Genomic DNA, 20,007 nt, shown 5'->3' on the forward strand with positions numbered 1-20,007 from the left:
GCCAATGTCGCGTCACTGCCAGAACTTGCGCTCGGAATCGTCGTTCAGCAGATCCAGGGCCGCCGCGAGGCGCGGATGCGTGCTGTCGAGCTCCCACAGGCGCGTGCCGTGGTTCTTCCGGAAGAGCTGCCAGGTTCCCTCTTCGGCGTCGAACAACATGAGGGCGATGTCGACGACACCACCCTCCGGGTCGATGTTGCGGGAACAGCAGGCGCTCTCGATGCGATACCCCCCTTCGGTGCCCAGCACCCGGGGGACGACATAGCGATAGCGCTTGCGCGCCTTGAGGGCGCGCTCGATGCGCTTCTTGTCGAGATCGTTCGGATGAGTGGGCAGCCTCATCGTCGACATCTCTTCGCGGGGCCGGCGCGCAGGGCGCCGACGCGGCTCACAGGGGGGAGATCTCTTCCTCGAGGCAGCCCACCACCAGGCGCTCGTTGAATTCGATCAGGTAGATGGGCGTGTTCGTATCCGTGTGGGTGCCCACCTGGACGATCTCGCCCGTCGCGCCGAGGCCGACGAGCAGCGCCTCTTCCGGCACGTCCGGGTAGGAGCCGTCGTTGTAGAGGTCGATCAGCGTCTTGACCTTCTGGCCCCACTGATACTTGGGCAGTCTCGGTTCGAGGATCATCTAAAGACTCCGGCAACTCACATTCCAGGGACGGGGGGCAGGGGAATATCTTCTTCCTCGCGCGGAATGGCGCTCTCGAGCTCTTTGCGCTTCATGCCCACGCGATTGCCGCTCTCGGTGAACTCGACGCCGTAGATGTAGAATTGCTGAAGGAACGTTCCGATGCTGACGACGTAACCGATCTCGCCCTTCTTCGCGAGGATCTCGCCGATTTCCTTCCCAGCATAGGTTCCATCGTTACGGATGACGCGCTTGGCCTTCACCCGCTCGCCGAAATTGAAGTACGGCGGCTCCGAGACTTCAACCACATCACTGTCGCGGACAATGTTGCTCATAGCGGCATCTCCCTCACAAGCTCCCCTCCCGCCTTGACCCGGGAGCGGGCGACCTCGCGCACGAAGTCGTCGTCGTCGTCGATGAGATGGGATAGCTGGGCGGCTGCGATGCGGCTCGCCACCTCGTAGCGCACCCGCCAGTCCGGATCCGCGACGAGCGCGGACAGGAGATCCGGGGCGAGGCGCTGCGCCACCTCGAGCCGCACCTGAGGGCTCTCGTCATGAGCCATGCGCAGCAGCCATTCTGCCGGCAGGCGCTTGGCCACCACCTTGCGCACCTCCGGCTCCGGATCCTCCACCATGCGCGAGAGCAAAGGCGGCGCGAGCCGGCGAGCCACCACCAGACGGACGTAATAGTCCTCGTCCGACATCATGGGCGTGAGGTCGGCATCCTCCAGCAGCGAGACGATGCGGATGCGCACCTCGCGATGCGGGTCGGTGCGCAGGGGCAGGATCATGCGCTTGGGCAGGCGACGCGCCGCGTTCCAACGCACCGTCTCCTCGGGATCGTTGAGGAGGGGGCGCAGGAAGAAGATATCCGCGTGCTTCGCGGCGATCGCGCGCACCTCGAAATGCTCGTGGCCCACGTAGGAATTGGCGAGATCCGTATTCCAGTTGAAGAAACGATCGATGCGCCGCGCATAGCGATCGTTCACGCAGGCCCGCCGGAGCTGGCATTTGCCCGCGGGCAGAAGATCCTCGTGGTGGGCGCACGAAGAGCAGTCGATGTCTTCACCGAGCCAGTTCTTGGCCTCGTCGATGTCGTCATCAGTCATCGTCGTCCTGCCCCGCTCTGTTCAGCACGTCGAGCAAGAGCTTCGCACCGATCTTGTCGGTGGGATCGAGCTCGAGCAGCTTCAACACGGCGGCCCGCCCCTCCTCCAGATCGCCGAGGCGCATGTTGAGGTAGGCGTAGCCCTTCAGGGTGAACAGAAAGAAGCGCGGCATCAGCCGGTCGTAGCGGGAGAACTCGGCATCCTCGCGCCGAACGTCCCGCCAGTCGGCCGGCAGATTGGTCTCCCGCTGCGCCTTGGCCAGGCACTCCCGGGCCACCTCCAGGCATTCCCTCAGGCGGCCCTTGTAGAAATAGAAGCGATAGAGACCGATCAGCACCGCGGCATGCCCGGGCGCGAGCGCCTCGGCCTGCCGCAGGTGGCCTTCCGCAACTTCATCCTGCTGGTAGGAGAGGCCGGCTTCCCACAGATGATACTGTGCGTCGTCCGGCAGCCCTCCCCCCATCACGGCACTCGCGAGGAGCGCCTCGGGGGTGAGGAAATCCGGCTCGCCCGTGGCGTGCGATCCTTCCATTCCCACCCCTTTCAAGTCCATCGTGTGCCGCACCCGGAACGCGCTTCGGCACGACGCGCGTCCGGGGCGGACGAACCGCCCCGGACCGTGCACACCCTCAGTGGGCGTGCGACGAGCAGGTGGTCGCCTTGGGGTCCTGGAACACCAGGCCCGTCTTGGCGGCCGTGTCGGTGAAGTCGATGGTCACGCCGTCGAGCAGCAGGCGGCTCTCGGCGGGAAGGAACAGCTTCACGCCGTCCTTCTCCACCACCGAATCTCCCGGCTGAGGCTCCGGGAGAACGGCGATGTCCGCGTTGAGGCCGGAGCATCCGCCGGGCGTCACGTGCATCCGGAAGCCGGCGGTGGGGCCGCCGTCCGCCATGATCATCATGCGCATGAAACGCGCGGCTGCACGGGTCATCGTGAAGTTCATCGTGCGCCTCCTCAGGCGGTGGGCTGGTAACGGGGATACGAGGTGTCGATCACGCACGTATCGTCCACAGGGCACACCGCCGCGCACTGCGGCACGTCGAAGTGACCGATGCATTCGGTGCACTTCTTCGGGTCGATCACGAACGTCCCGTTCTTCTCCGAAATGGCCACGTTGGGACATTCCGGCTCACAGGCCGAGCAGCTCGTGCACTGCGACGCCACGATTTTCAAGGTCATGGGGATGCTCCTTCGATACCTTCGCCGCTCAAGCCGCGTTGATGAGCGCGCCCTGGCGGATTTCCGCGTCGCCGCGCACGATGTGCTCGATTTCGCCGCCCTTCACCTTGTTCAGGTATTCCTTGAACCAGGTGATGGCCGACTTCTCGATGAACTCGTGGGCGAAGCCGTCCACCGGCTCGATGCCGGCCTTGATGAGGTCCGCCTTCGGGCAGCCGCCGATCTTCGCCACGAACACCGCGTGGCAGTCGTTGATGGCGCGGATGATGGTCTCGAGGCTGTCCTCCTCGCCGTAGCCGCCCTGGCAATACAGGTCGACGCGGCGATGGCCGACGAACTTGGCGCCGCCGGTGGAGAGCTCCCACACCTGGAACTCCTTGGCGTGGCCGAAGTGCTCGTTGATGAGGCCCGAGCCCTTGGTGGCCACGGCGACGAGGAGCTTGATGTCGCTCTGCTCGCCGGCGAGAGCCTCCAGCTCCTCCTGCTTCGCCGCCACCTTGGCGACGCGCTCTTCCTCGACCAGGGCCTGGTAGGCCTTGCGGCTCTCGAGGTCGTAATTGACCTCCATGGCCATGATCTTGTCGGTGGTGAACTCGGCGGAACGGTCCTCGCCCAGCAGGCCCACCGCGTCAGCACGACACTGGCGGCAGTGGCGCATCATGTTCATCTCGCCCTCGCACTCGTCCTGGAGCGCCTTGAGCTCCTGGGCGGTCGGGCCGCGCTGGCCGTTGAGGCCGAACACGGTGCCATGCTCGGGGGAGGAGATGAGCGGCATGATGTTGTGGAGGAACGCGCCGCGGGACTTCACGGCCCGGTTCACTTCCACGAGGTGCTTGTCGTTGATGCCGGGGATCATCACCGAGTTCACCTTGCAGAGGATTCCCCGCTCGGTGAGCATCTCGAGACCCAGCATCTGCCGGTCGGTGAGGAGCTTGGCCGCCTCATAGCCGGTGTAGCGCTTGTGCTTCCAGAACACCCACGGATAGATCTTCGCGCCGACTTCCGGATCCACCATGTTGATGGTGATGGTCACGTGGTCGACGTTGAAGCCGGCGATGGTGTCCACGTGGTCGGGCAGGGCCAGGCCGTTGGTGGACAGGCAGAGCTTGATGTCGGGCGCGGTCCGGTTGATCAGCTCGAAGGTCTTGAAGGTCTTCTCGGGATTGGCGAGCGGATCGCCCGGGCCGGCGATGCCGAGCACGGTCATCTGCGGGATGGTGGAGGCCACCGCCAGCACCTTCTTCGCCGCCTGCTCGGGGGTCAGTTTCTCGGACACCACGCCGGGACGGCTCTCGTTGGCGCAGTCATACTTGCGATTGCAGTAGTTGCACTGGATGTTGCACGCCGGGGCAACGGCAACATGCATGCGCGCATAGTGGTGATGGGCTTCTTCGCTGTAGCAGGGATGGTTCTTCACCTTTTCCCAGATCTCGGTGGGCAGGTCGCCCTGGCCGGCCGACGAACCGCAGCTCGCCTTGCCGGAGCCGCCGGAGGTGCCGCAACCCTGGTGTTCAGCCTTGGCCTGCATGATGTCGGCCAGCTTGTCGGCAACGCCGACCTCGTTTGCTTCGTGCTGTGTAGACGCGTGCATAAAACTGCTCCTCGCTTCCAGCAGGATCCTCAAAAAATCCTTAGCTCTTCTGGAGCAACAGCCGTGCCAGCCACATTCGACCGGAATGCCCTCGGCTTTTCAGCAGCTTAGCCGTTTGGCGATCTGTCAGCTTGCGAACACGCCACCGCGACAGGAATGACATGTTGGAAAAGTTACACGCTGTTTCGTCGAGTTTGGCCGGATTCGGCGCCAACTTTGATTTCGATCAATGCAGCCGGCCGCCATGGTCCCGCAGTCGCAGAAACGAAGAGAGCATGTCCGTTCCCGGACATGCTCTCAAGGATCCAGCCGGCCCTGCCGCAGCCGCGGGAAAGCCTCAGGCGGCGCTCCCCGCGGACATCACGATGTCCACCGCCTTCTGCAGCGGCATGGCGATGGGCGTGATGCCGTGGCTGAGGAGGAAGCGCAGCTCGTTCTTGGTGAGGATGTCTTCATCCACGACCGCGAAATGCGGCACCCGGGAACGCTTGATGATCTGGCGGGCATAGGTCCGCAGCAGCTGATCGTGGAACCGGCAGCCGAGGAAGAGGAAGCTGCGCTCGGTGCGACGGTTCTTCACCACGTCGGGGATCGGCGTCTGGATGTCGATCTCGGTCAGGACCTCGACATAGTCCGCGTCGGAGATCAGCCAGTTCTTGGCCGGCGCGATGCTGCCGTGGGGCTTGTAAAGCAGCGTCTTCCAGGTCTCGGCCGCGGCCCGGTCGGCTTCGGCGGCCGCGGAATCATAGAAGCGGTACCAGCGGTCCTCGCCGATGCCGGCGCGGGTGTTGCCCTGGACCTCTCCCCAGTCCGTGCGGCCGGCGAGCGCGGCACGCATGGCGCTGTCGTACCAGGTGTCCACGATCATCGCCAGCGGCAGGCCGGCGAGGAAGGTATGCAGCGGCAGCGGCGCAACGGCGGGAGCGAACGCATCGCCCATGAGCGCCGAGACCGTGGAACGGTGCTTCATGCTTTCGATGTGCTGGGCGGCCGCCCACACATTGCCCTTGGCCCGCTTGGGAAGGGCCACCTTGGTACCGAAGAAGGCCGCGAGGCCTTCCGGCGTCACCGGGATGGTCGGCTGCGACAGGGCGATGAGACCGGGCCCGAGATAGGGCACGACTTTGTCCGCGACGAGCTCCGCCGCCACGTCCTTCAGGACGCCCTCGGCGTCAGCCAGCTTCAGCGTCTCGATATTGGCGACGGAAACGTTCATGTCAGCTCACTCCTCCTCGCCACGCTTCTTGGCGTTGACGGTGATGGGAAGGGTCGTTCCCTCGGCCATCTCCGGCAGTTCGAGCACCCAGCCGTTGGCGATCTTGATCCAGCCACCCCAGAGGGTTTCGTGTTGGGTTTCGACGATGGGCTCCTCGAGGTCCTTCTTGGGGACATAGATGGACAGGCCCATCTCCGGGGAACGGCGAATCATGACTTTCATGCGGTTGACTCCTGGAAGGGTTTTGCTTCGCCGCTGTAACCCGGCCCGGCGCCACCTCGGCGCCGCCCGGGGACGTGCTTCAAGCGTCCGGTGGCCGCGCGGGCGGCCGGCATCGGGCGCAAAGGGTCCTGATCGGACACCCGGGGTTCAAGCGCCTGCATCCTCGACATGCGGAACCCGGACGGCTCAGACATGGCCAGCCGCATCCGCCATCGGGGCGCCTTCGCGCGCCTGCCAGGCCGGCGACATGGCGCGCAGGCGGCCGACGATCTCGGGCAGCACCTCGAGCACCCGGTCCACGTCCTCGCTGGTGTTCTCGCGGGAGAGAGACAGGCGCAGCGCGCCATGCAGCGCGGTCGCCGGCAGGTTCATGGCACGCAGCACATGAGACGGCTCGGTGGAGCCCGACGTGCAGGCGGAGCCCGTGGAAGCGGCGACCCCGGCCTTGTTCAGATTGTGCAGCACCGCCTCGCCGTCGAGATACTCGAAGGCGACATTCGCCGTGTTGGGCAGACGGTTGTCCGCATCCCCATTGAGCAGCGTGTGGCTGACCTGCTGCAGGATGCCCTGCTCCAGCCGGTCGCGCAGGGCCTTCACCCGCGTGCGCTCCTCCTCCATGTGCCGCTGGGCCAGCTCGGCCGCGGCACCGAGGCCGATGATGCCAGGCACGTTCTCCGTCCCGCCGCGCCGCCCGCGCTCCTGGTGCCCGCCGCGAACGAGGGGCCGGAACTTCACCCCCTTGCGCACGTAGAGCGCACCGATGCCCTTGGGGCCGTGCAGCTTGTGCCCGGAGAGGGACAGCATGTCGATGGCCGTGGACTTCAGGTCCACCGGCACCTTGCCCACGGCCTGCACCGCATCCGTATGGAACAGGGCGCCGGCGCCGTGCGCCATTTCGGCGAGCGCGGCCACCGGGAAGACCGTGCCCGTCTCGTTGTTGGCCCACATGACGGACACGACAGCCGTCTTCGGCGAGAGGGCGCCGGCGTAGGCGTCCATGTCGAGCCGGCCCTGCCGGTCGACGCCGACGAGATGCACCTTGATGCCCCGCGTTTTCTCCAGATGCGCCACCAGGGTCAGGATCGCCGGGTGCTCCACCGTGGTGGTGACGATCTCGTCCCGTCCCTCCTGCACGTCCAGAGCGGAGAGAATGGCAGCATTGTCGGATTCCGTACCGCCGGATGTGAAGACGATCTCATGATCGAAGGCCGCGCCGAGGAGCGCCTGCAACTGCTTGCGCGCCGCCTTCACCGCTTCCCCCACCTTCTCGCCGAAGGCGTGGGTGGACGAGGCGTTGCCGAAGTGCTCCGAAAAGAACGGCAACATGGCATCGACCACCGCAGGGTCGGTCCGGGTCGTCGCGTTGTTGTCGAGATAGACCGGCCGCACGGCAGCACCCCTTCAGCTCAGGAACCTGTCCTTCCCTCTGCCGTCACTCGGCGGGGGACGGCGCGGGGGCGGGCTTGGCCGGAGCGGGGGCGAGGCCCTGCGTCTTCAGGCTCACCAGCGGCTTGTTCTGGGCGCCGGCCACGGGGATCAGGCGGATCAGCTCGCCGAGACGCTCGACGATCTTGGTCTGAATGCCCTCGATGGTCTCGCTGGCCAGCTTGCAGAAGACGCAGGCGCCGGTCATCTTCACCATGACCTTGTTGCCGTCGATCTCCACGAGCTCGCAATCACCGCCGTCCCGCTTCAGGTTCGGGCGGATCTCCTCGATCACCTCGCGGATGATCGCCTCACGCTTGGCTTCGCGGGTGAGCGGGACGCGCTCTTCGGTCTCGACCAACATGGCATTGTCCTCTCTGGTTTGGTTCGGCCCTGGGCGCGGGTCCCCGGGCGTGCGGGCGATCGGCGCGGAGCCGGTCAGCCGAAGGACTTGCCGCAGGAGCAGCTGGAGGTGGCGTTCGGGTTTTCAAAGGTGAACCCGGAGCCTTCCAGGGCGACCACAAAATCGATCGTGGTGCCGGCGAGAAGCTCGTGACTCTTGTTGTCCACGAACACCCGGACGCCTTCACGCTCCACCACCGTGTCGTCCGGCTCGCTGTCGGAGACCAGGCCCATCTTGTACTGGTAGCCGGCGCAGCCGCCCGTCTCGACCATGATCCGCAGGCCGCTGACGGGCTGGTCCGCGCCCAGCATGGCGTCCCGAACGGCATTCAAGGCGCTGTCGGTCAAATTGATCATCGCTCGACCTTCGCTTGAGAGACCCAATTGCCCAAGGACGGGAGCAAGCGTCGTGCCAGACGGCAACAGACTGAATTACATCGCTTTTCCCGGACACATCTGTTGTCTTTGCGACGCGTGTCCGGTTTCGGACACGCCGCCCGCCGCCAATTCGGGGGCGAACCGGACGGCACGGGGGCGTCGAAGGCGAACCGCCTGCATCGGGTTCATGGCAGCCCCCGCCACCTGCGGCTTTCACAGGGGCCACGAGGCCTGCCCGCGGCCGGAACGGGGCCGGGAGCGCACCGCGGGTCGGGCCGATTGTCGCTCCCCCCGACTGTGGGGCGGCGACGGCGGGCAAGCGGCAAAGGGCTTGCATGAGGGCTACGCCTGCCCCTCGCGCGGGCGGCATGCCGAACGGGATTCGGCGGAGAGCGAAGCCTTCGAGCCAACGAGGGCGCGCCCTGCTCGCGCCCGCCTGAGAGTTCTGAGCTGAACCGGAGACCATTGATGACTGCGATCGAGAACACCCCCCTGGGCCGGCTGGATAAAGAGGGGCGACTCCTGAATGCCGTTCTGAAGCAGCCGACCAAGCCGGGCCGCTTCGATTTCCGGGGCGACATCGCCCTGAAGTTCCAGCAGCAGATGGCTGACGAAAAGCGGCCGCCCGAGTATACGATGGAACAGGTCCTCACCTTCGCCGAAGACGGCAAGGAGACCATCCCCGTCCTCGCCGGATACCTGCAGAATTTCGCCTTCCTCTCCGACGTGGCGGACGTGCTCGGCGACGCCCTCGGCCCGGACGGAAAGTACTTCCTCTTCTGCAATAACATCGACATCCTGGCGAAGTATCGCGTCACCTACAACGGGAAGGTATTTTATGTCCTTCCCTGTGACGAATCCACCGTGTGGAAGGAAATGACCGACCTTCTCGGCATCGACAAGAACGATATCAAGAAGCTCGACACCGGCGGCAAGACCGATGTGGTCCTGGACAAGGCCCGGGGCTGGCACGAAGATTATGAAGAAATCACCTATGAAAAGGGGCTCTCCGTCATGGAGCCGGTGAAGAACCGCAACGAGAACCGTCCGGTCTGATCGAAGGACCTGCCGAAGGACTTGCGCGCGGCGGGCCCTCCCGGAGTTTCCGGCGAGGGCCCGGCCTGCCGATGGCCTGAACCGGTTCCAGACCTTCGCGGCCTTCGGCACCCGGCGTCAGGAGCTTCGCCGCCTCATTCGAGAGGATCTGGACCTTCGGCATCGGGACCGGCCAGCCCCGGCGGCTGCGGGACGGCCGCGTACGCAGGACGCGCCTCACGCGTCAGCCCTCACGCCAAGGTCCTATCCAGATACCCCCACCAGCCCGCGACGCAGCATCGCGGCCCGGCTCCATCCCCGGCCCATGCCCCAGGCGGCCCCGCCGGTGGCGCGGTCCCCACCCGGAGCGGGGACCGCCTGCGGCCGACTCAGACGCCGCCGCCCTCGTCGGAGCAGGAGGTGATCTCCTCCTCGTCGTCGTCCTCTTCCTCCTCGGCCAGGGTCACGCCCACGACGCAAATGTCGTTGTCGATGACCGCGAGCTGCACCGGGCGCAGTCCCTTGCCCTTGCAGGGCCCCTCGATGCAGGTCCCGGTGCCCAGCTCGAACAGGGCGCCGTGCTTGCCGCACATGAGGCGGATGCCGTTGGGATCGAGGAACTGGTTGCGCTCCCAGTCCAGGTTCACCTGGTCGTGGGGGCAGATGTTCTCATAGCCGAACACCTGCCGGCCCCAGCGCACCACCACGATCTTGAACGGCTGCTCGGTGCCGTCCTCCGCCACGCGCGAAAGCTCGAAGCCGCGCGCGCGCTGGCTCGGAATGTCGCTCATGGAACAGATGGCATAGGCGACGCCGGCCACCGGTCCGTTCTCGTCTTCTGCGATGCTCGGTTCCATCTTGTCCTCGTTCACGATGCGCTTGTCAGGATCGGTCCGGAGCGGGGGCCGGCTCCGGGGGGCAGGGGGGCGCCGGCCTCCGCCTTCGCGAGCAGCCGGCGATTGGCGGCGAGGCAGAAGTCGCGCCAGGCGGCGGCGACGTCCCTCAGGATCGTCTGCACATAGTCCCTGGAGAGGTGATGCTCCCCCGGGAAGTTGGAAAGGGCGCAGGAGGTGCGGTTGAAGGCGATCACGTCATCCAGCAGGGTCTGGATGAAGTCGCGGAACGGCAGCTGCACGTCGCTCATCAGGGCCGAGCGGCCCTTCTCCACCGGCACGTCCGCCATGTCGAAGGGCAGCGTGTCGAGGAGGTCCGCGGCGCGCTCGTAGATCTCCTCGATGGCGCCCAGCATGGCCCTCTGGGTCAGCTGCTCGCGCTGCTGGGTGGCCAGCGCCCGGTTGAGGCGCACGCGATAGGCCTCGAACGCCTTGTCGTTCTGCGCCGCCACCCAGGCGGCATAGCGGGCGAGGCTCGCCGCGTTCACGGAAAGGCCTTCCGGCAGGCCCGGCTCCTCCGCCTCCTCCGAACGCTGGCGGGCGAGGGCGCGGTCGATGCGGCGGGCCGCCTCCAGCGCGCCCTCCAGGTAGCCGGCGCCCTGGGTCGCCGTCTCCGAACCGCCCAGGTGCAGGCGGCCGTCCCACAGCGCCCGGCGCAGCAGGGGGTTGGAGAAGGCCACATGCTCACCCTGCGGCTCGTCGCGGTCGCGGGCGGAGCAGGTGAAGGGCTCCAGCGCCCAGTCCTGGTAGAGCTGCTCCCCGCCCTCGGCCGCGCTGCCGAACACCTGCACCATCTGGCTGTCCATGAGCATGGGCAGGCCGGCGGCGAAATCCGCGCGCAGCTGCGGCGGGAAGCTCAGGAAACCGCCCAGCGCCGCCTTGGAGCCGGTGGCGTCGCAGGCGTCGAAGATCTCGCCCACCACCGCCTGCTCATGGGTGACGAAGGCGTTGCCGGACTGGCCGGCGAGCCGCCAGAACGGCGAGGCATAGGCCACCATCACCTTGGCCTGGGCCGCCATCCACGTGGGGGCGGCGCCCATGGCCTCACGGGTGGGGGCGTCGAGGTCCGGCACGAAACGCACCGTCTCCGCCACCAGGCGCGGCGGCAAGGCGATCACCGCGTGGCGCGCCTCGAGGATCAGCAGGGCATCGTCCACCCGGAAGGCGAGCACCACATGGTCGCCCTTGTCCTCCACGCCCACCAGCACGTGGCCGAGGCGCACCTCGTCCTCGGCGAGGCCGTCGGCAAGTGTGGCGATGAGGCGCGAGACCCCGCCCGCGACGCGCCGCGCGCCGCCATGCACCGCCTGCGCGAGCGCGCCCGGGTTCTTGTCGGCCTCGGTGAGGTGCAGCACCGCGCCCTCGTCGTGCTGGGAAAAGCTCGCAAGGCCGAGCTCCGACACGAAGGCGGTGACAAGGGGCTGCGTGTCCGGCCAGAACCAGGTGGGGCCGAGGTCCAGCGCCTCCCCCGTGGTGGCCGACACGGCCGAGAGAACGCGCCCGCCGAGCCGCGCGCGGGCCTCGAACACAGTGAAGCCGCGGCCCGCCTTCTTCAGCTGCCGCGCCAGCGCGAGGCCGCACAGGCCCCCACCGATGATCGCCACATCCAGCATGGAACTCATCCCCTGGCTGTCGTTCTTTTTGGAGCCCTTGCAAGATTCGCGCACAGCGCCGCCGCATCGGCGTTTCACGCGGCCGATGGGGGATTTGCGGCATCGCCCTGCGCGCCGCGTCGGATTTGCCGCGCGGCGCGAAACATTTCCGACACGGCGGATCCGACACATGGGCCGCCGACGCCGCCCAATCCTGCGCCGGGCCCGGCATTTTCAAGGGCGCGGGGGGCGCCGGCGGAAGTGGCACGAAACTTGATCCGCAGGGAGGACCGTTCGTCAGAATTGTTTTCTTCTGGAGATTGAAATGATCGTCGCGTCGGAATTCGCCCCCCGCTCCCTTGAGGAGATCAAGGAGCTGCTGGCGGGCGGCACCCTCACCGTTTATTCCGTGGCCCGCCCCGTGAGCGCCGACCATGCGGTGGACCGCAGCGGCAAGCTCGCCGTGTTCACCTTCGCCGCCCCCGCCTTCGGCACCCCGTCCGAGGATGGCTCCGAGGTTCCGAGCTTCACCGCAGCGGTGAGCGCGACCGACGTGGGCACCCCCGGCTTCGCCCGCGCGGTGACCGCCGACGGCAAGACGGTGGCCGACTTCTCCGTGGGCCCGGGCGACCGCGAGATCAAGCTCGCCGAGGTGTCCTGCTCCGCCGGCGCGCCGGTCAAGATCGTCAAGTTCAAGTTCAATCCCGAAGGCGGCTGGCCGGAGCGGGCGGACTATTACGACGCCCATCCGCGCCCCGGCTACAGCCTGCCCAAGGTGCGCTGAAGCCTTAGCCCGGCGCCGGACGCGCCGGGCCTGTTCAGGACGGCGGGTCCGCCCGCCTTCCCCCTGTCCGCCGCCCCCTGCCCCGGGCTGTCCCGCGGACAGGCCGTTTGAAGATTTCCGGATGTCGCAACCTCGTCAGGGAGACCCTTCAGTCATGTCCTCCGCCCTTCCCGGACCGCTGGTGAGCACCGATTGGCTGGCCGAGCATCTGACTGACCCGGATGTGAAGATCCTGGACTGCACCTGGCTCCACGAGAGCTCCAACATGGACGGGCGCACCCAGTATCGCGGCCGCCACCTGCCCGGCTCCGTGCACTTCGACATCGACGCGGTGGCCGACAAGTCCACCCCCCTGCCCCACATGCTGCCTCCCGCGGCGGAGTTCGCCAAGAAGGTGGGCCTGCTCGGCATCGGCGACGGCGACACGGTCATCGTCTACGACCGCATGTGCGGCGGCGCCGCGGCCGCCCGCGTGTGGTGGATGTTCCGGATCTTCGGCTACGACAGGGTGGCCATGCTGGACGGTGGCTACGGCAAGTGGACCAAGGAGAAGCACCCGACCGACATGTCGCCGGTGCGCCCCGAGCCCAAGAGCTTCACGGCCGCCCTCAACCCCGCCCTGGTACGGGACATGGGGCAGATGGTGGCGAACCTTTCCGCCAGAACCGAGCAGGTGATCGACGCCCGCGGGCCGGCCAAGTTCGCCGGCAGCCAGGACGACGTCTTCCCGGTGAAGAAGAAAGGCCACATCCCCGGCGCCATCAACCTGCCGTGGGGCGACCTCGTGGTCGAGGAGACCGGCGCGCTCGTCACGCCCGAGGCCATGGCCGCGCGGTTCTCCGCGGCGGGCATCGACCTCGGCAAGCCGATCGTCGTCACCTGCGCGTCCGGCACCATCTCCTGCGTGGTGATGCTGGCGCTCTACCTGCTCGGCCACACGGATGCCGCCCTCTATGACGGCTCCTGGGCGGAATGGGGCCGCGCCGACGACACCCCCGCGGCGGCCGCCTGAAGAGGGCACGGAGGACACCATGGCGGAGCTGGACACAGTGCTCAGCCTCGTCGCCGACGGCGACGAATACAGCCTGCATGCGGCGGCGGACCAGAGCCGCTTCGTGCTGCGCTACAAGCCGGACGACCTCGCCGCCGACCTTTCCGGCGAGGACGCGGAGCGCTTTCGCGGAGACTACGAAACGGTCAAATCCCAGCTTCCGGAGGGAAGCTCGGATCAGGTGCTGGCGCAGCTCTGGGATCAGGGCGGCTACAGCTGGCTCGCAGGTCAGGACGGGTGAAGAACAATGGCTACCACGCTGATCAAGACCACTTCCGACGGGCGCAAGCTGGAGGTCTCCGGCCTCGCCATCCTGTTCGACGGGCAGCTCGAGGCCTTCGACCTCATGGAGGTGAAGCTGCATCCCAACCGGCGCAAGATCTGGGAGGTGCATCCGGAGGCGACCCACATCGCCGGCCGCGTCACCCTCACCAGGGAAGAGGCGGAAGCGGTGGAAAAGGCCTTCAAGGAGGCCGAGGCGGAGATCCTCGCCAGCCCCACCGCCATCAACGAGCGCTTCCGCATCGCCATGATGTGGCGAGCCCGCTCCGAAGGCATCGAGTGAGCCATCCACGCCGGCGTTGACCCGCGCCGGCGGTCACGACCCGCACAGCGCCCGGCCGCCCCTGCGACGCGCCGGGCTTTTGTTTGTCCGGGGACGAAGGCGGCGGCGCGAAGAAGGTGGCGGCGCGTCGTGCGTAGCCACCGGGTGCGCCCCCGCCGCCGCGACGGACGCGAGTCGCTGCCGGGCAGGCGCCTTCGACAAAGGGCAGGGTTTCGGGAAGCGCCTATTCGGCGGCTTCGGGCAGGTCGACGGTGCCGGGGCGGTTGCTGTTGGCCGCGCCGAAGCTGCGGTTGCGGGCGAGGCGGGATTCCCCGTCCTCGGCGCCGAAGCAGATGTGGAACTCGTCGCAGTCCGAGCACACCGGCGCCGCGCACAAGGTGAAGCCCTCCGAGCCGCACACCATGCGGTAGAGGAACTTCTTCCACTTCATGTCCTGCTTGTTCTTCAATGCCAGCGGCTGGAAGCGGCGCGTCATCAGTTCGCGCAGCTCGCCGCGGTTGCGCAGGCCCAGGTCCTGCCACAGATGGTGCGGGGACTGGCAGCGCCGCGCGATCATGGAGATGAAATGGGCCTGGAGGCGGCCGGCGTCGGAGGAATAGATGCCGAGGATGTCGCGCACCGACTGCTCCTCCGCTTCCACCGTGATGGCACGCGCGTCCACCTGCTGGGCGAGCACCGCCACCGCGCCGGGAAACAGCACGGCCGCGAGATCGAGGAAGGCGCCGCGCTCCAGGCCCAGGGCATCGAGGCAGTCGCGCCCGTCCTCTTCCGCCTCGGCGAAGGCGACCGCGACGATGGAGGCCGCCACATGTACGTCGAAGGCATCGCCGGCCGAAGAGGTCGCTGACGCGATCAACCAGTCATAGACCTCTTCGGCGGTCATGGCGTGTCTCCGTGCAGCCTCCGGAGCGCGGTCCGATCGGATTGAATCCATCTGATCGGCGCGTGCTCCAAGGGGCGGGTCCGCGGTCAGGCCGCGGCCTTTTCCTGGCCGTGGATCTGGCAATTGGCCGGGCAGACACGGGCGCACGCACCGCAACCGATGCAGGCGCCGATGTCGTTCATGACCATCACCTTCTTCTCGACCTCATCGTCCTCGTCATCGTCGAGGGCGATCACGTCGCCGTCCTCGTTGATGCCCTTCAGGGTCATCACATCGCGGCCGCAGACCTTGAAGCAGCGTCCGCAGCCGATGCACTTGTCCTTGTCGATGTCGAGCAGATAGTCTGGCTGCCAGGCTCGACCGTCACGCGTTTCGTTCGACATTTCGAAAAAGCCTTCCCGTTCAGGCGGACAGGATCGGGCGGCCGAAATCAGGCCGCCTCGAGTGCCTTCAGGTCCGCGCGCTTCTTTTCCAGATCGGAGAAGGCGCTGTGCGCCTTCTTGGCCACATCCATGATCTGCTCCCAGTTGATCGGGAGCTCCTCCGACAAGTCGTGGAGATCCATCTTCGCCTGGGTCGCCTTCGCGGACAGCTTCTTGATCTCGGCCTTGAGTTCTTCCACGTCGCTCATGGGTGCACCTATTCTTTTCGGCGTCAGTAGTTGGCCACGTCAGGGAACTTGCGGATCATCTCCACGCCCTGGGTCACGAACTTCGTGCCCTCTTCGGCGAGCTTGGCGAGATTGTCGAAGCCGAAGCGGTGGACATCACGCAGCTGCTTGTTCACGACGATGAGGCGGCCGCCGATCAGCACCATGCGGCCGAAGCCCTCGTGGCTCATCTTCAGCATGGGGGAGATCATCACCCGCGTCTCCTTCTCGATGAGAAGGCACACGGCGTTGAAGAACAGCTCCAGGCGCCAGATGGTCTCCGGGTCCGGGTCGCCGATGAGCGGCAGCGCGCGGCGGGCTTCCTTGTCGATGATGTAGGGCTCGATCAGGTCGAGGTCGTTCTTGCCCTCCCAGGCGCCGTGCGTGTCCTGCGCGCGCCAGACCTTGATCAGTTCCTTGATGAACGGGGTGTCAGCGGCAGCCGACGGTTCGATGATTTGCGCTGCTTCGGCCATGACAATCCCTCACTCGTCGTCGAAATCGAATTTGCGTTCCTGGCCCTTCGACATCACCTTGCGCAGCCAGGGCGGCGGATTACCCTGCAACACCTGTTCCAGCTTGCCGATGAGGTCGGAAATTTCTTCCGGCTGGCTCACCTTCATGGGGTGGATGTTGTTGGCCACCACGCGCGCCGCGCCCGAGCCGCCGATGGCGGCCACGTAGAGGATGGCGCAATCCTTGATCGCGTCGATCTTCGGCGCGAGCTTGTCCTCGTTGCCGTCTTCCTTCAGGTCGCCGTCGAACTCGATCGCCTCGACGAAGTGGTGCCCTTCCGGCCCCACCTCGTAGATGGCGATGTTCTTTGCCCAGCCGAAATGGGCGTCGACCCGTTTCAAGTCCTGTGTAGCGAATGCGACTTTCATGGCAGGGTTCGCCTCTGTTCGGTCTTGGAGCCGGGGCCGATCGGGGGTGAAACGATCAGGCCCGGCCCTGGCTCTGGGAAGAAGAACGCGTGATCCGGCCGGATCGCGCGCTAGTGGTGGGCCGTGCTCGAGGTGGGGGCGTGGGCCGGGGCGGCATGGCCGTGCCCATCCCCGTCCCAGGGGCTCGCCCAGGTGTCGGGCGTGACCTCGTGGTTTTCCTCGTGGTCGGCGATGCACATGTTGGCGAGCGCGAAGATGAGCTCGCGCGTGCCGCGGTAGCCCACGGTCATGCGGTGGCCGGAGCCGATGCGGTCGAACATGGGAATGCCGATGCGATAGAAGGGGATCTTCAGCCGCGACGCCGCCTGCCGGCCGTGGGAGTGCGTCATCAGCAGGTCGCAGCCGCGCTCCTTGGCCAGCGTCTCCAGATCCTCCAGGTCGCCCAGGAGCACCTCGTCGCACGGCAGCTTCTCGAACACCGGCGACTGGGTGGTGGTCACCGCGGCGGTGATGTGCGTGCCCATCTCGTGCAAGGCGGACGCCACGTCGTAGAGCAGGTCCGGCTCGGCGCCGATGGCCAGCTTGCGCCCGCCCAGGTGGAAATGGGCGTCCAGCATGGCATCCACCAGCTGGCCCCGCTGGCGCCGATACTTGCGCGGCACCTCGCGGCCGGAGATCTCGGACAGGAACATAAAGAAGTCGTCGTTCGGCCCCAGGCCGCACAGCCGCTCGAACAGCCGATAGGGCACGCCGGCCTTCTTCTGCATCGCCTCGGCGGCCGTCTTCATCTGCGCGCCGATGGCGATGGTCCAGGCCGCCTCGCCCATGGTCGCCACCTCGTCCACGCCGATGCCGCCGATGGTGGTGGGGGTGAAGTCGTCGGGGATGTGACCGTCCAGCGATCCGGCGAGGTCCGGCAGGAATGAGCCTTCCAGCCCGAAATCCTCCAGGATGCAGCGCAGCTCGTCGAGGTCGCCCGGCTGCAGGTGGGAGCCGGGCAGCACGTTCACCCGCTTCGGATTCTTGGGCGCATCCGGCTCCGGCGTCTTCACCAGAACGTCGATGATCTTGGCGACCGTCTTCTCCCAGCCGTCCTGGAAGGCGTCCTTGAAGTCCGGGGTCGAGACATAGACCAGCGGGAAATCGGCGAGCTGGGGATACTTGTCGCGGATCAGCTTGATATAGCCGTCCACGTCGTCGCCCTTGGTCTCGGTCACGCCCGTGGAGCAGATGCCGATGATCTCGGGCTTGGTGCGGTTGTAGATGTTGAGGATGGCCTGCTCGACATTCTCATAGCCGCCGAGCACGGTGGCGACCTCGCTCATGGCCGTGGTCTGGAGCGGGATCGCCTCCTTGAAATGGCGCACGAACAGAACCAGGCCGAACGAGGTGCACCCCTGCGAGCCGTGCAGCAGCGGCATGGCCCCCCTCAGGCCCATGAAGGCGAGCGCGCCACCGATCGGCTGGCTCATCTTCAACGGATTGACCGCGCAGGACTTCTTCGCCTGGACGAACTTTGCCATGGCCGCCTCCTATTCCGCGGCCACGAGGGTGGCCGGCGCACCGGGCGGGGCGACCAGCTCGTCCAGCATCTCCTCGATGCGCTCGCCGCACTTGCCGCAGCCGGACGCCGCGGTCGTGCGGGCCGTGACCTCAGCGAGGTTGGAAGCACCGGCGCGCACCGCATCCTCGATGGCGCCCACGTCCACGCTCTTGCAATTGCACACCTTCTTCGCCCGGCGCGCGGCCTCGGCAAGGACGGGATCCGCCGGGACCGGCTCGCCGGCGACGCCCAGCGCCTCGAAGATCTCCTCGATGCGCCCGCTGCATGCCCCGCAGCCGCCGGACGCGTTGGTGTGGGTCTTCACGCCCTCCACCGTGGTGAGGGCGTGGGCCGCAATGGCGTCCTCGATGGTGCCGAGATCCACGCTCTTGCAATTGCAGATCTTCTTCGCCCGGCGCGCCTTCTCGGCCGCCACCGGATCAGCGGCCAGCGCCGCGGCCTCAGCCTCCATCTGGGCGATGGCGCGGCTCTGCCAGTTGTTGGCCGGGTTGTCCCACGGAGCCGGCCGGCGCACCTGCTCCCAGATGGGGTTGTAGAGCGCCTTGTCGATCTCCTCCACGAGCTTCACCATCCCGATGTAGCCCATGTAGGCGTGGTGGCGCTCCTGGTTGATGTCGAGCCAGGGCATGGACGCCTTCAGCGCGATGAACTGTGAGCGACCGCCCGAGAGCATGATGTCCGCCTTCGCGTCCTTCAGCATCTTGTACATTTCGCGGGGGGTCATGTCGTCGATCATGTGGGCGTCCTGCCCCATGAGCTCCTTGATGCGCTCCTTGTCCTCCTTGGTGGACTTCTTCACCGAGGTGCCGACCAACTCCAGACCCGCCTCCTGCAGCGCCGCCACCACGGACCAGGACTTCACACCGCCGGTGATCAGCAGCACCTTCTTGTCCTTGAAGCGCGGCTTGTACTTGGCGATGGCCGCCCAGGCCTTCGCCTCCTCACGCTCGATGATGGCCTCGGTCCGGTCCATCAGCTCCGGATCGGCGCCGCGCTCGATGAGCATGCGGGCGATCTCGCGCAGCGAGTCGGACGAGTCCTGGATGCCGTAGAAGGACCCCTCGAAGAAGGGGATGTCGTAGCGCTCCTCCATCTTGCGGGCCACGTTGATCATGGCCTTGGAGCACACCATCATCGCCGCCTTGGCGCGATGGGAGGAGGCGACATCCTTGTAGCGCCCGTCGCCGGAGATGCAGGCGAGGATGCGGATGCCCAGCTCGTCCAGCAGCGGCTTCACCTGCCACAGCTCGCCGGAGAGATTGTATTCGCCGATGATGTTGATGTCGTAGGGCGTGGTGTACTCGGGCTCCTCGGTGCCGATCACGTGCTGCAGGATCGCCTCGCCGGCGAGCTTGTTGCCCAGGTTCTTCGGGCCCGCGAAGCCCGGCGAGTTGATCGGGATCACCGGCGTGCCGAACTTCTCCTTCGCCGCCTTGCAGACCGCGTCGATATCGTCGCCGATCATGGCGGGGACGCAGGTCTGGTAGACGAAGACGGCGGGGGGATTGTACTTCTCGATGATTTCCTTGATGGACTTGAACAGGCGCTTCTCGCCGCCGAACACCACGTCGGTCTCATTGATGTCCGTGGTGAAGCCGGTCCGCCAGATCTGCGATCCCGAGGAGCGGGCGCCGCGGTTGTCCCAGGAGTTGCCCTCGCAGGCGATGGGGCCGTGCACGAGGTGGGCGACGTCGGTGAGGGGCTGGAGCGCGATCTTCGCGCCGTCGAAGGCGCAGCCGCCGGCGGCGCCGCCGGGCTGCAGCTGCTTGGTGCAGCCCTTCTTCTTTTCCGCCTCCGATTTGTTCTGGTTCTTCGTGCACCCTGGCTCGTTGAAGACCTGCTGGATCGTGGCGGAAAGCGAGCTCATGGATCTCTCCTTCAACGTGCGGGCTGTGCAAAGATCTCGGGCGCAAAGATCTGGATCTGCAAGATATGGCGGACGGCTGGAACG

The 20,007-nt window shown here is 66.6% G+C and carries 26 protein-coding genes and 1 pseudogene; 5 read left to right on the forward strand and 22 right to left on the reverse strand.

What is annotated here, in order from left to right; translation table 11 throughout:
* Positions 1-12 precede the first annotated feature (12 nt).
* From V5F59_RS21085 to V5F59_RS21145, 13 genes and pseudogenes are all read right to left on the reverse strand, one after another.
* Positions 13-342 carry a DUF3024 domain-containing protein gene (locus V5F59_RS21085; RefSeq protein WP_393981113.1) on the reverse strand — a complete coding sequence of 110 codons (330 nt, stop codon included), beginning with the start codon at positions 340-342 and terminating at the stop codon, positions 13-15.
* Between the two features lie 46 nt (positions 343-388).
* Positions 389-628, reverse strand: a complete 240-nt coding sequence (locus tag V5F59_RS21090) for a nitrogen fixation protein NifZ (RefSeq protein WP_393981183.1) — start codon at positions 626-628, stop codon at positions 389-391.
* Positions 629-648: 20 nt separating this feature from the next.
* Positions 649-966, reverse strand: a complete 318-nt coding sequence (locus V5F59_RS21095) for a nitrogen fixation protein NifZ (RefSeq protein WP_393981115.1) — start codon at positions 964-966, stop codon at positions 649-651.
* Complete coding sequence (locus V5F59_RS21100) at positions 963-1,742, reverse strand: 4Fe4S-binding leucine-rich repeat protein (protein ID WP_393981117.1); 780 nt, start codon at positions 1,740-1,742, stop codon at positions 963-965. The genes V5F59_RS21095 and V5F59_RS21100 overlap by 4 nt, the downstream gene beginning before the upstream one ends.
* A complete protein-coding gene (locus tag V5F59_RS21105; RefSeq protein ID WP_393981119.1) occupies positions 1,735-2,274 on the reverse strand; it encodes a hypothetical protein in 540 nt (179 codons plus the stop codon). Before V5F59_RS21105 ends, V5F59_RS21100 begins: the two co-directional genes overlap by 8 nt.
* A 97-nt stretch (positions 2,275-2,371) precedes the next feature.
* The gene (locus tag V5F59_RS21110) at positions 2,372-2,686 is read right to left on the reverse strand and encodes a HesB/IscA family protein (protein ID WP_393981121.1); all 315 of its coding nucleotides are present in this window, start codon (positions 2,684-2,686) and stop codon (positions 2,372-2,374) included.
* Between the two features lie 11 nt (positions 2,687-2,697).
* Positions 2,698-2,922 (reverse strand): 4Fe-4S binding protein, encoded by a 225-nt coding sequence (locus V5F59_RS21115; RefSeq protein WP_348842286.1) that lies wholly within the window; start codon positions 2,920-2,922, stop codon positions 2,698-2,700.
* Positions 2,923-2,950: 28 nt separating this feature from the next.
* The gene (gene nifB, locus V5F59_RS21120) at positions 2,951-4,513 is read right to left on the reverse strand and encodes a nitrogenase cofactor biosynthesis protein NifB (RefSeq protein WP_393981123.1); all 1,563 of its coding nucleotides are present in this window, start codon (positions 4,511-4,513) and stop codon (positions 2,951-2,953) included.
* Positions 4,514-4,850: 337 nt separating this feature from the next.
* Entirely contained in the window at positions 4,851-5,729 is an 879-nt protein-coding gene (locus V5F59_RS21125) for an SIR2 family NAD-dependent protein deacylase (RefSeq protein ID WP_393981125.1), read from the reverse strand.
* Positions 5,730-5,735: 6 nt separating this feature from the next.
* Entirely contained in the window at positions 5,736-5,951 is a 216-nt protein-coding gene (gene nifT / locus V5F59_RS21130; protein ID WP_393981127.1) for a putative nitrogen fixation protein NifT, read from the reverse strand.
* Positions 5,952-6,137: 186 nt separating this feature from the next.
* Positions 6,138-7,340: a cysteine desulfurase NifS gene (gene nifS, locus V5F59_RS21135; protein WP_393981129.1), complete on the reverse strand. Its 1,203-nt coding sequence runs from the start codon at positions 7,338-7,340 to the stop codon at positions 6,138-6,140.
* Positions 7,341-7,473: 133 nt separating this feature from the next.
* Positions 7,474-7,740 (reverse strand): annotated as a pseudogene (locus tag V5F59_RS21140) (NifU family protein); the annotation flags it as partial.
* A gap of 74 nt (positions 7,741-7,814) precedes the next feature.
* The gene (locus V5F59_RS21145) at positions 7,815-8,135 is read right to left on the reverse strand and encodes a HesB/IscA family protein (protein ID WP_393981131.1); all 321 of its coding nucleotides are present in this window, start codon (positions 8,133-8,135) and stop codon (positions 7,815-7,817) included.
* A 489-nt stretch (positions 8,136-8,624) separates the two neighbouring features.
* Between V5F59_RS21145 and V5F59_RS21150 the strand changes: the two genes are divergently transcribed.
* Positions 8,625-9,212 (forward strand): hypothetical protein, encoded by a 588-nt coding sequence (locus V5F59_RS21150; RefSeq protein ID WP_393981133.1) that lies wholly within the window; start codon positions 8,625-8,627, stop codon positions 9,210-9,212.
* Positions 9,213-9,580: 368 nt separating this feature from the next.
* On the opposite strand, the gene V5F59_RS21155 is transcribed toward V5F59_RS21150, so the two are convergent.
* Both V5F59_RS21155 and V5F59_RS21160 read right to left on the reverse strand, forming a co-directional pair.
* The gene (locus V5F59_RS21155) at positions 9,581-10,048 is read right to left on the reverse strand and encodes a Rieske (2Fe-2S) protein (RefSeq protein WP_393981135.1); all 468 of its coding nucleotides are present in this window, start codon (positions 10,046-10,048) and stop codon (positions 9,581-9,583) included.
* 11 nt (positions 10,049-10,059) lie between these two features.
* Positions 10,060-11,697, reverse strand: a complete 1,638-nt coding sequence (locus V5F59_RS21160; RefSeq protein WP_393981137.1) for a flavin monoamine oxidase family protein — start codon at positions 11,695-11,697, stop codon at positions 10,060-10,062.
* A 304-nt stretch (positions 11,698-12,001) separates the two neighbouring features.
* Between V5F59_RS21160 and V5F59_RS21165 the strand changes: the two genes are divergently transcribed.
* The 4 genes from V5F59_RS21165 (at position 12,002) to V5F59_RS21180 (ending at position 14,076) form a co-directional block, all read left to right on the forward strand.
* On the forward strand, positions 12,002-12,460 hold the full coding sequence (locus V5F59_RS21165) for a hypothetical protein (protein WP_393981139.1): 459 nt from the start codon (positions 12,002-12,004) through the stop codon (positions 12,458-12,460).
* Positions 12,461-12,614: 154 nt separating this feature from the next.
* Positions 12,615-13,472 carry a sulfurtransferase gene (locus V5F59_RS21170; RefSeq protein WP_393981141.1) on the forward strand — a complete coding sequence of 286 codons (858 nt, stop codon included), beginning with the start codon at positions 12,615-12,617 and terminating at the stop codon, positions 13,470-13,472.
* A 19-nt stretch (positions 13,473-13,491) separates the two neighbouring features.
* Positions 13,492-13,752: a hypothetical protein gene (locus tag V5F59_RS21175; RefSeq protein ID WP_393981143.1), complete on the forward strand. Its 261-nt coding sequence runs from the start codon at positions 13,492-13,494 to the stop codon at positions 13,750-13,752.
* A 6-nt stretch (positions 13,753-13,758) separates the two neighbouring features.
* Positions 13,759-14,076 (forward strand): hypothetical protein, encoded by a 318-nt coding sequence (locus V5F59_RS21180; RefSeq protein ID WP_393981145.1) that lies wholly within the window; start codon positions 13,759-13,761, stop codon positions 14,074-14,076.
* 223 nt (positions 14,077-14,299) lie between these two features.
* Here V5F59_RS21180 and V5F59_RS21185 read toward each other — a convergent pair whose 3' ends face one another.
* The 7 genes from V5F59_RS21185 to nifE form a co-directional block, all read right to left on the reverse strand.
* On the reverse strand, positions 14,300-14,959 hold the full coding sequence (locus tag V5F59_RS21185) for a nitrogen fixation protein NifQ (protein WP_393981147.1): 660 nt from the start codon (positions 14,957-14,959) through the stop codon (positions 14,300-14,302).
* Between the two features lie 86 nt (positions 14,960-15,045).
* Positions 15,046-15,342, reverse strand: coding sequence for a ferredoxin III, nif-specific (fdxB, locus tag V5F59_RS21190; RefSeq protein ID WP_393981149.1), 297 nt, complete (start codon positions 15,340-15,342; stop codon positions 15,046-15,048).
* Between the two features lie 47 nt (positions 15,343-15,389).
* Entirely contained in the window at positions 15,390-15,590 is a 201-nt protein-coding gene (locus V5F59_RS21195) for a CCE_0567 family metalloprotein (protein WP_393981151.1), read from the reverse strand.
* A 23-nt stretch (positions 15,591-15,613) separates the two neighbouring features.
* Positions 15,614-16,084, reverse strand: a complete 471-nt coding sequence (locus V5F59_RS21200) for a NifX-associated nitrogen fixation protein (protein WP_393981153.1) — start codon at positions 16,082-16,084, stop codon at positions 15,614-15,616.
* Positions 16,085-16,093: 9 nt separating this feature from the next.
* Positions 16,094-16,492 carry a nitrogen fixation protein NifX gene (nifX, locus tag V5F59_RS21205; protein WP_393981155.1) on the reverse strand — a complete coding sequence of 133 codons (399 nt, stop codon included), beginning with the start codon at positions 16,490-16,492 and terminating at the stop codon, positions 16,094-16,096.
* 110 nt (positions 16,493-16,602) lie between these two features.
* Positions 16,603-18,015 (reverse strand): nitrogenase iron-molybdenum cofactor biosynthesis protein NifN, encoded by a 1,413-nt coding sequence (gene nifN, locus V5F59_RS21210; RefSeq protein ID WP_393981157.1) that lies wholly within the window; start codon positions 18,013-18,015, stop codon positions 16,603-16,605.
* Positions 18,016-18,024: 9 nt separating this feature from the next.
* Positions 18,025-19,923: a nitrogenase iron-molybdenum cofactor biosynthesis protein NifE gene (gene nifE, locus V5F59_RS21215; RefSeq protein WP_393981159.1), complete on the reverse strand. Its 1,899-nt coding sequence runs from the start codon at positions 19,921-19,923 to the stop codon at positions 18,025-18,027.
* Between the last annotated feature and the right edge of the window lie 84 nt (positions 19,924-20,007).

Origin of the sequence: Xanthobacter nonsaccharivorans (genome assembly GCF_043194755.2) — a bacterium.
Classification (GTDB): domain Bacteria; phylum Pseudomonadota; class Alphaproteobacteria; order Rhizobiales; family Xanthobacteraceae; genus Xanthobacter; species Xanthobacter autotrophicus_G.

Excerpts from the sequence above, each read along its gene's own strand:
- V5F59_RS21085 (WP_393981113.1), bottom strand. The coding sequence starts at position 342 with ATGAGGCTGCCCACTCATCCGAACGATCTCGACAAGAAGCGCATCGAG.
- V5F59_RS21095 (WP_393981115.1), bottom strand. The coding sequence starts at position 966 with ATGAGCAACATTGTCCGCGACAGTGATGTGGTTGAAGTCTCGGAGCCG.
- V5F59_RS21100 (WP_393981117.1), bottom strand. The coding sequence starts at position 1,742 with ATGACTGATGACGACATCGACGAGGCCAAGAACTGGCTCGGTGAAGAC.
- V5F59_RS21105 (WP_393981119.1), bottom strand. The coding sequence starts at position 2,274 with ATGGAAGGATCGCACGCCACGGGCGAGCCGGATTTCCTCACCCCCGAG.
- V5F59_RS21110 (WP_393981121.1), bottom strand. The coding sequence starts at position 2,686 with ATGAACTTCACGATGACCCGTGCAGCCGCGCGTTTCATGCGCATGATG.
- V5F59_RS21115 (WP_348842286.1), bottom strand. The coding sequence starts at position 2,922 with ATGACCTTGAAAATCGTGGCGTCGCAGTGCACGAGCTGCTCGGCCTGT.
- nifB (WP_393981123.1), bottom strand. The coding sequence starts at position 4,513 with ATGCACGCGTCTACACAGCACGAAGCAAACGAGGTCGGCGTTGCCGAC.
- V5F59_RS21125 (WP_393981125.1), bottom strand. The coding sequence starts at position 5,729 with ATGAACGTTTCCGTCGCCAATATCGAGACGCTGAAGCTGGCTGACGCC.
- nifT (WP_393981127.1), bottom strand. The coding sequence starts at position 5,951 with ATGAAAGTCATGATTCGCCGTTCCCCGGAGATGGGCCTGTCCATCTAT.
- V5F59_RS21145 (WP_393981131.1), bottom strand. The coding sequence starts at position 8,135 with ATGATCAATTTGACCGACAGCGCCTTGAATGCCGTTCGGGACGCCATG.
- V5F59_RS21150 (WP_393981133.1), top strand. The coding sequence starts at position 8,625 with ATGACTGCGATCGAGAACACCCCCCTGGGCCGGCTGGATAAAGAGGGG.
- V5F59_RS21155 (WP_393981135.1), bottom strand. The coding sequence starts at position 10,048 with ATGGAACCGAGCATCGCAGAAGACGAGAACGGACCGGTGGCCGGCGTC.
- V5F59_RS21160 (WP_393981137.1), bottom strand. The coding sequence starts at position 11,697 with ATGCTGGATGTGGCGATCATCGGTGGGGGCCTGTGCGGCCTCGCGCTG.
- V5F59_RS21165 (WP_393981139.1), top strand. The coding sequence starts at position 12,002 with ATGATCGTCGCGTCGGAATTCGCCCCCCGCTCCCTTGAGGAGATCAAG.
- V5F59_RS21170 (WP_393981141.1), top strand. The coding sequence starts at position 12,615 with ATGTCCTCCGCCCTTCCCGGACCGCTGGTGAGCACCGATTGGCTGGCC.
- V5F59_RS21175 (WP_393981143.1), top strand. The coding sequence starts at position 13,492 with ATGGCGGAGCTGGACACAGTGCTCAGCCTCGTCGCCGACGGCGACGAA.
- V5F59_RS21180 (WP_393981145.1), top strand. The coding sequence starts at position 13,759 with ATGGCTACCACGCTGATCAAGACCACTTCCGACGGGCGCAAGCTGGAG.
- V5F59_RS21185 (WP_393981147.1), bottom strand. The coding sequence starts at position 14,959 with ATGACCGCCGAAGAGGTCTATGACTGGTTGATCGCGTCAGCGACCTCT.
- fdxB (WP_393981149.1), bottom strand. The coding sequence starts at position 15,342 with ATGTCGAACGAAACGCGTGACGGTCGAGCCTGGCAGCCAGACTATCTG.
- V5F59_RS21195 (WP_393981151.1), bottom strand. The coding sequence starts at position 15,590 with ATGAGCGACGTGGAAGAACTCAAGGCCGAGATCAAGAAGCTGTCCGCG.
- V5F59_RS21200 (WP_393981153.1), bottom strand. The coding sequence starts at position 16,084 with ATGGCCGAAGCAGCGCAAATCATCGAACCGTCGGCTGCCGCTGACACC.
- nifX (WP_393981155.1), bottom strand. The coding sequence starts at position 16,492 with ATGAAAGTCGCATTCGCTACACAGGACTTGAAACGGGTCGACGCCCAT.
- nifN (WP_393981157.1), bottom strand. The coding sequence starts at position 18,015 with ATGGCAAAGTTCGTCCAGGCGAAGAAGTCCTGCGCGGTCAATCCGTTG.
- nifE (WP_393981159.1), bottom strand. The coding sequence starts at position 19,923 with ATGAGCTCGCTTTCCGCCACGATCCAGCAGGTCTTCAACGAGCCAGGG.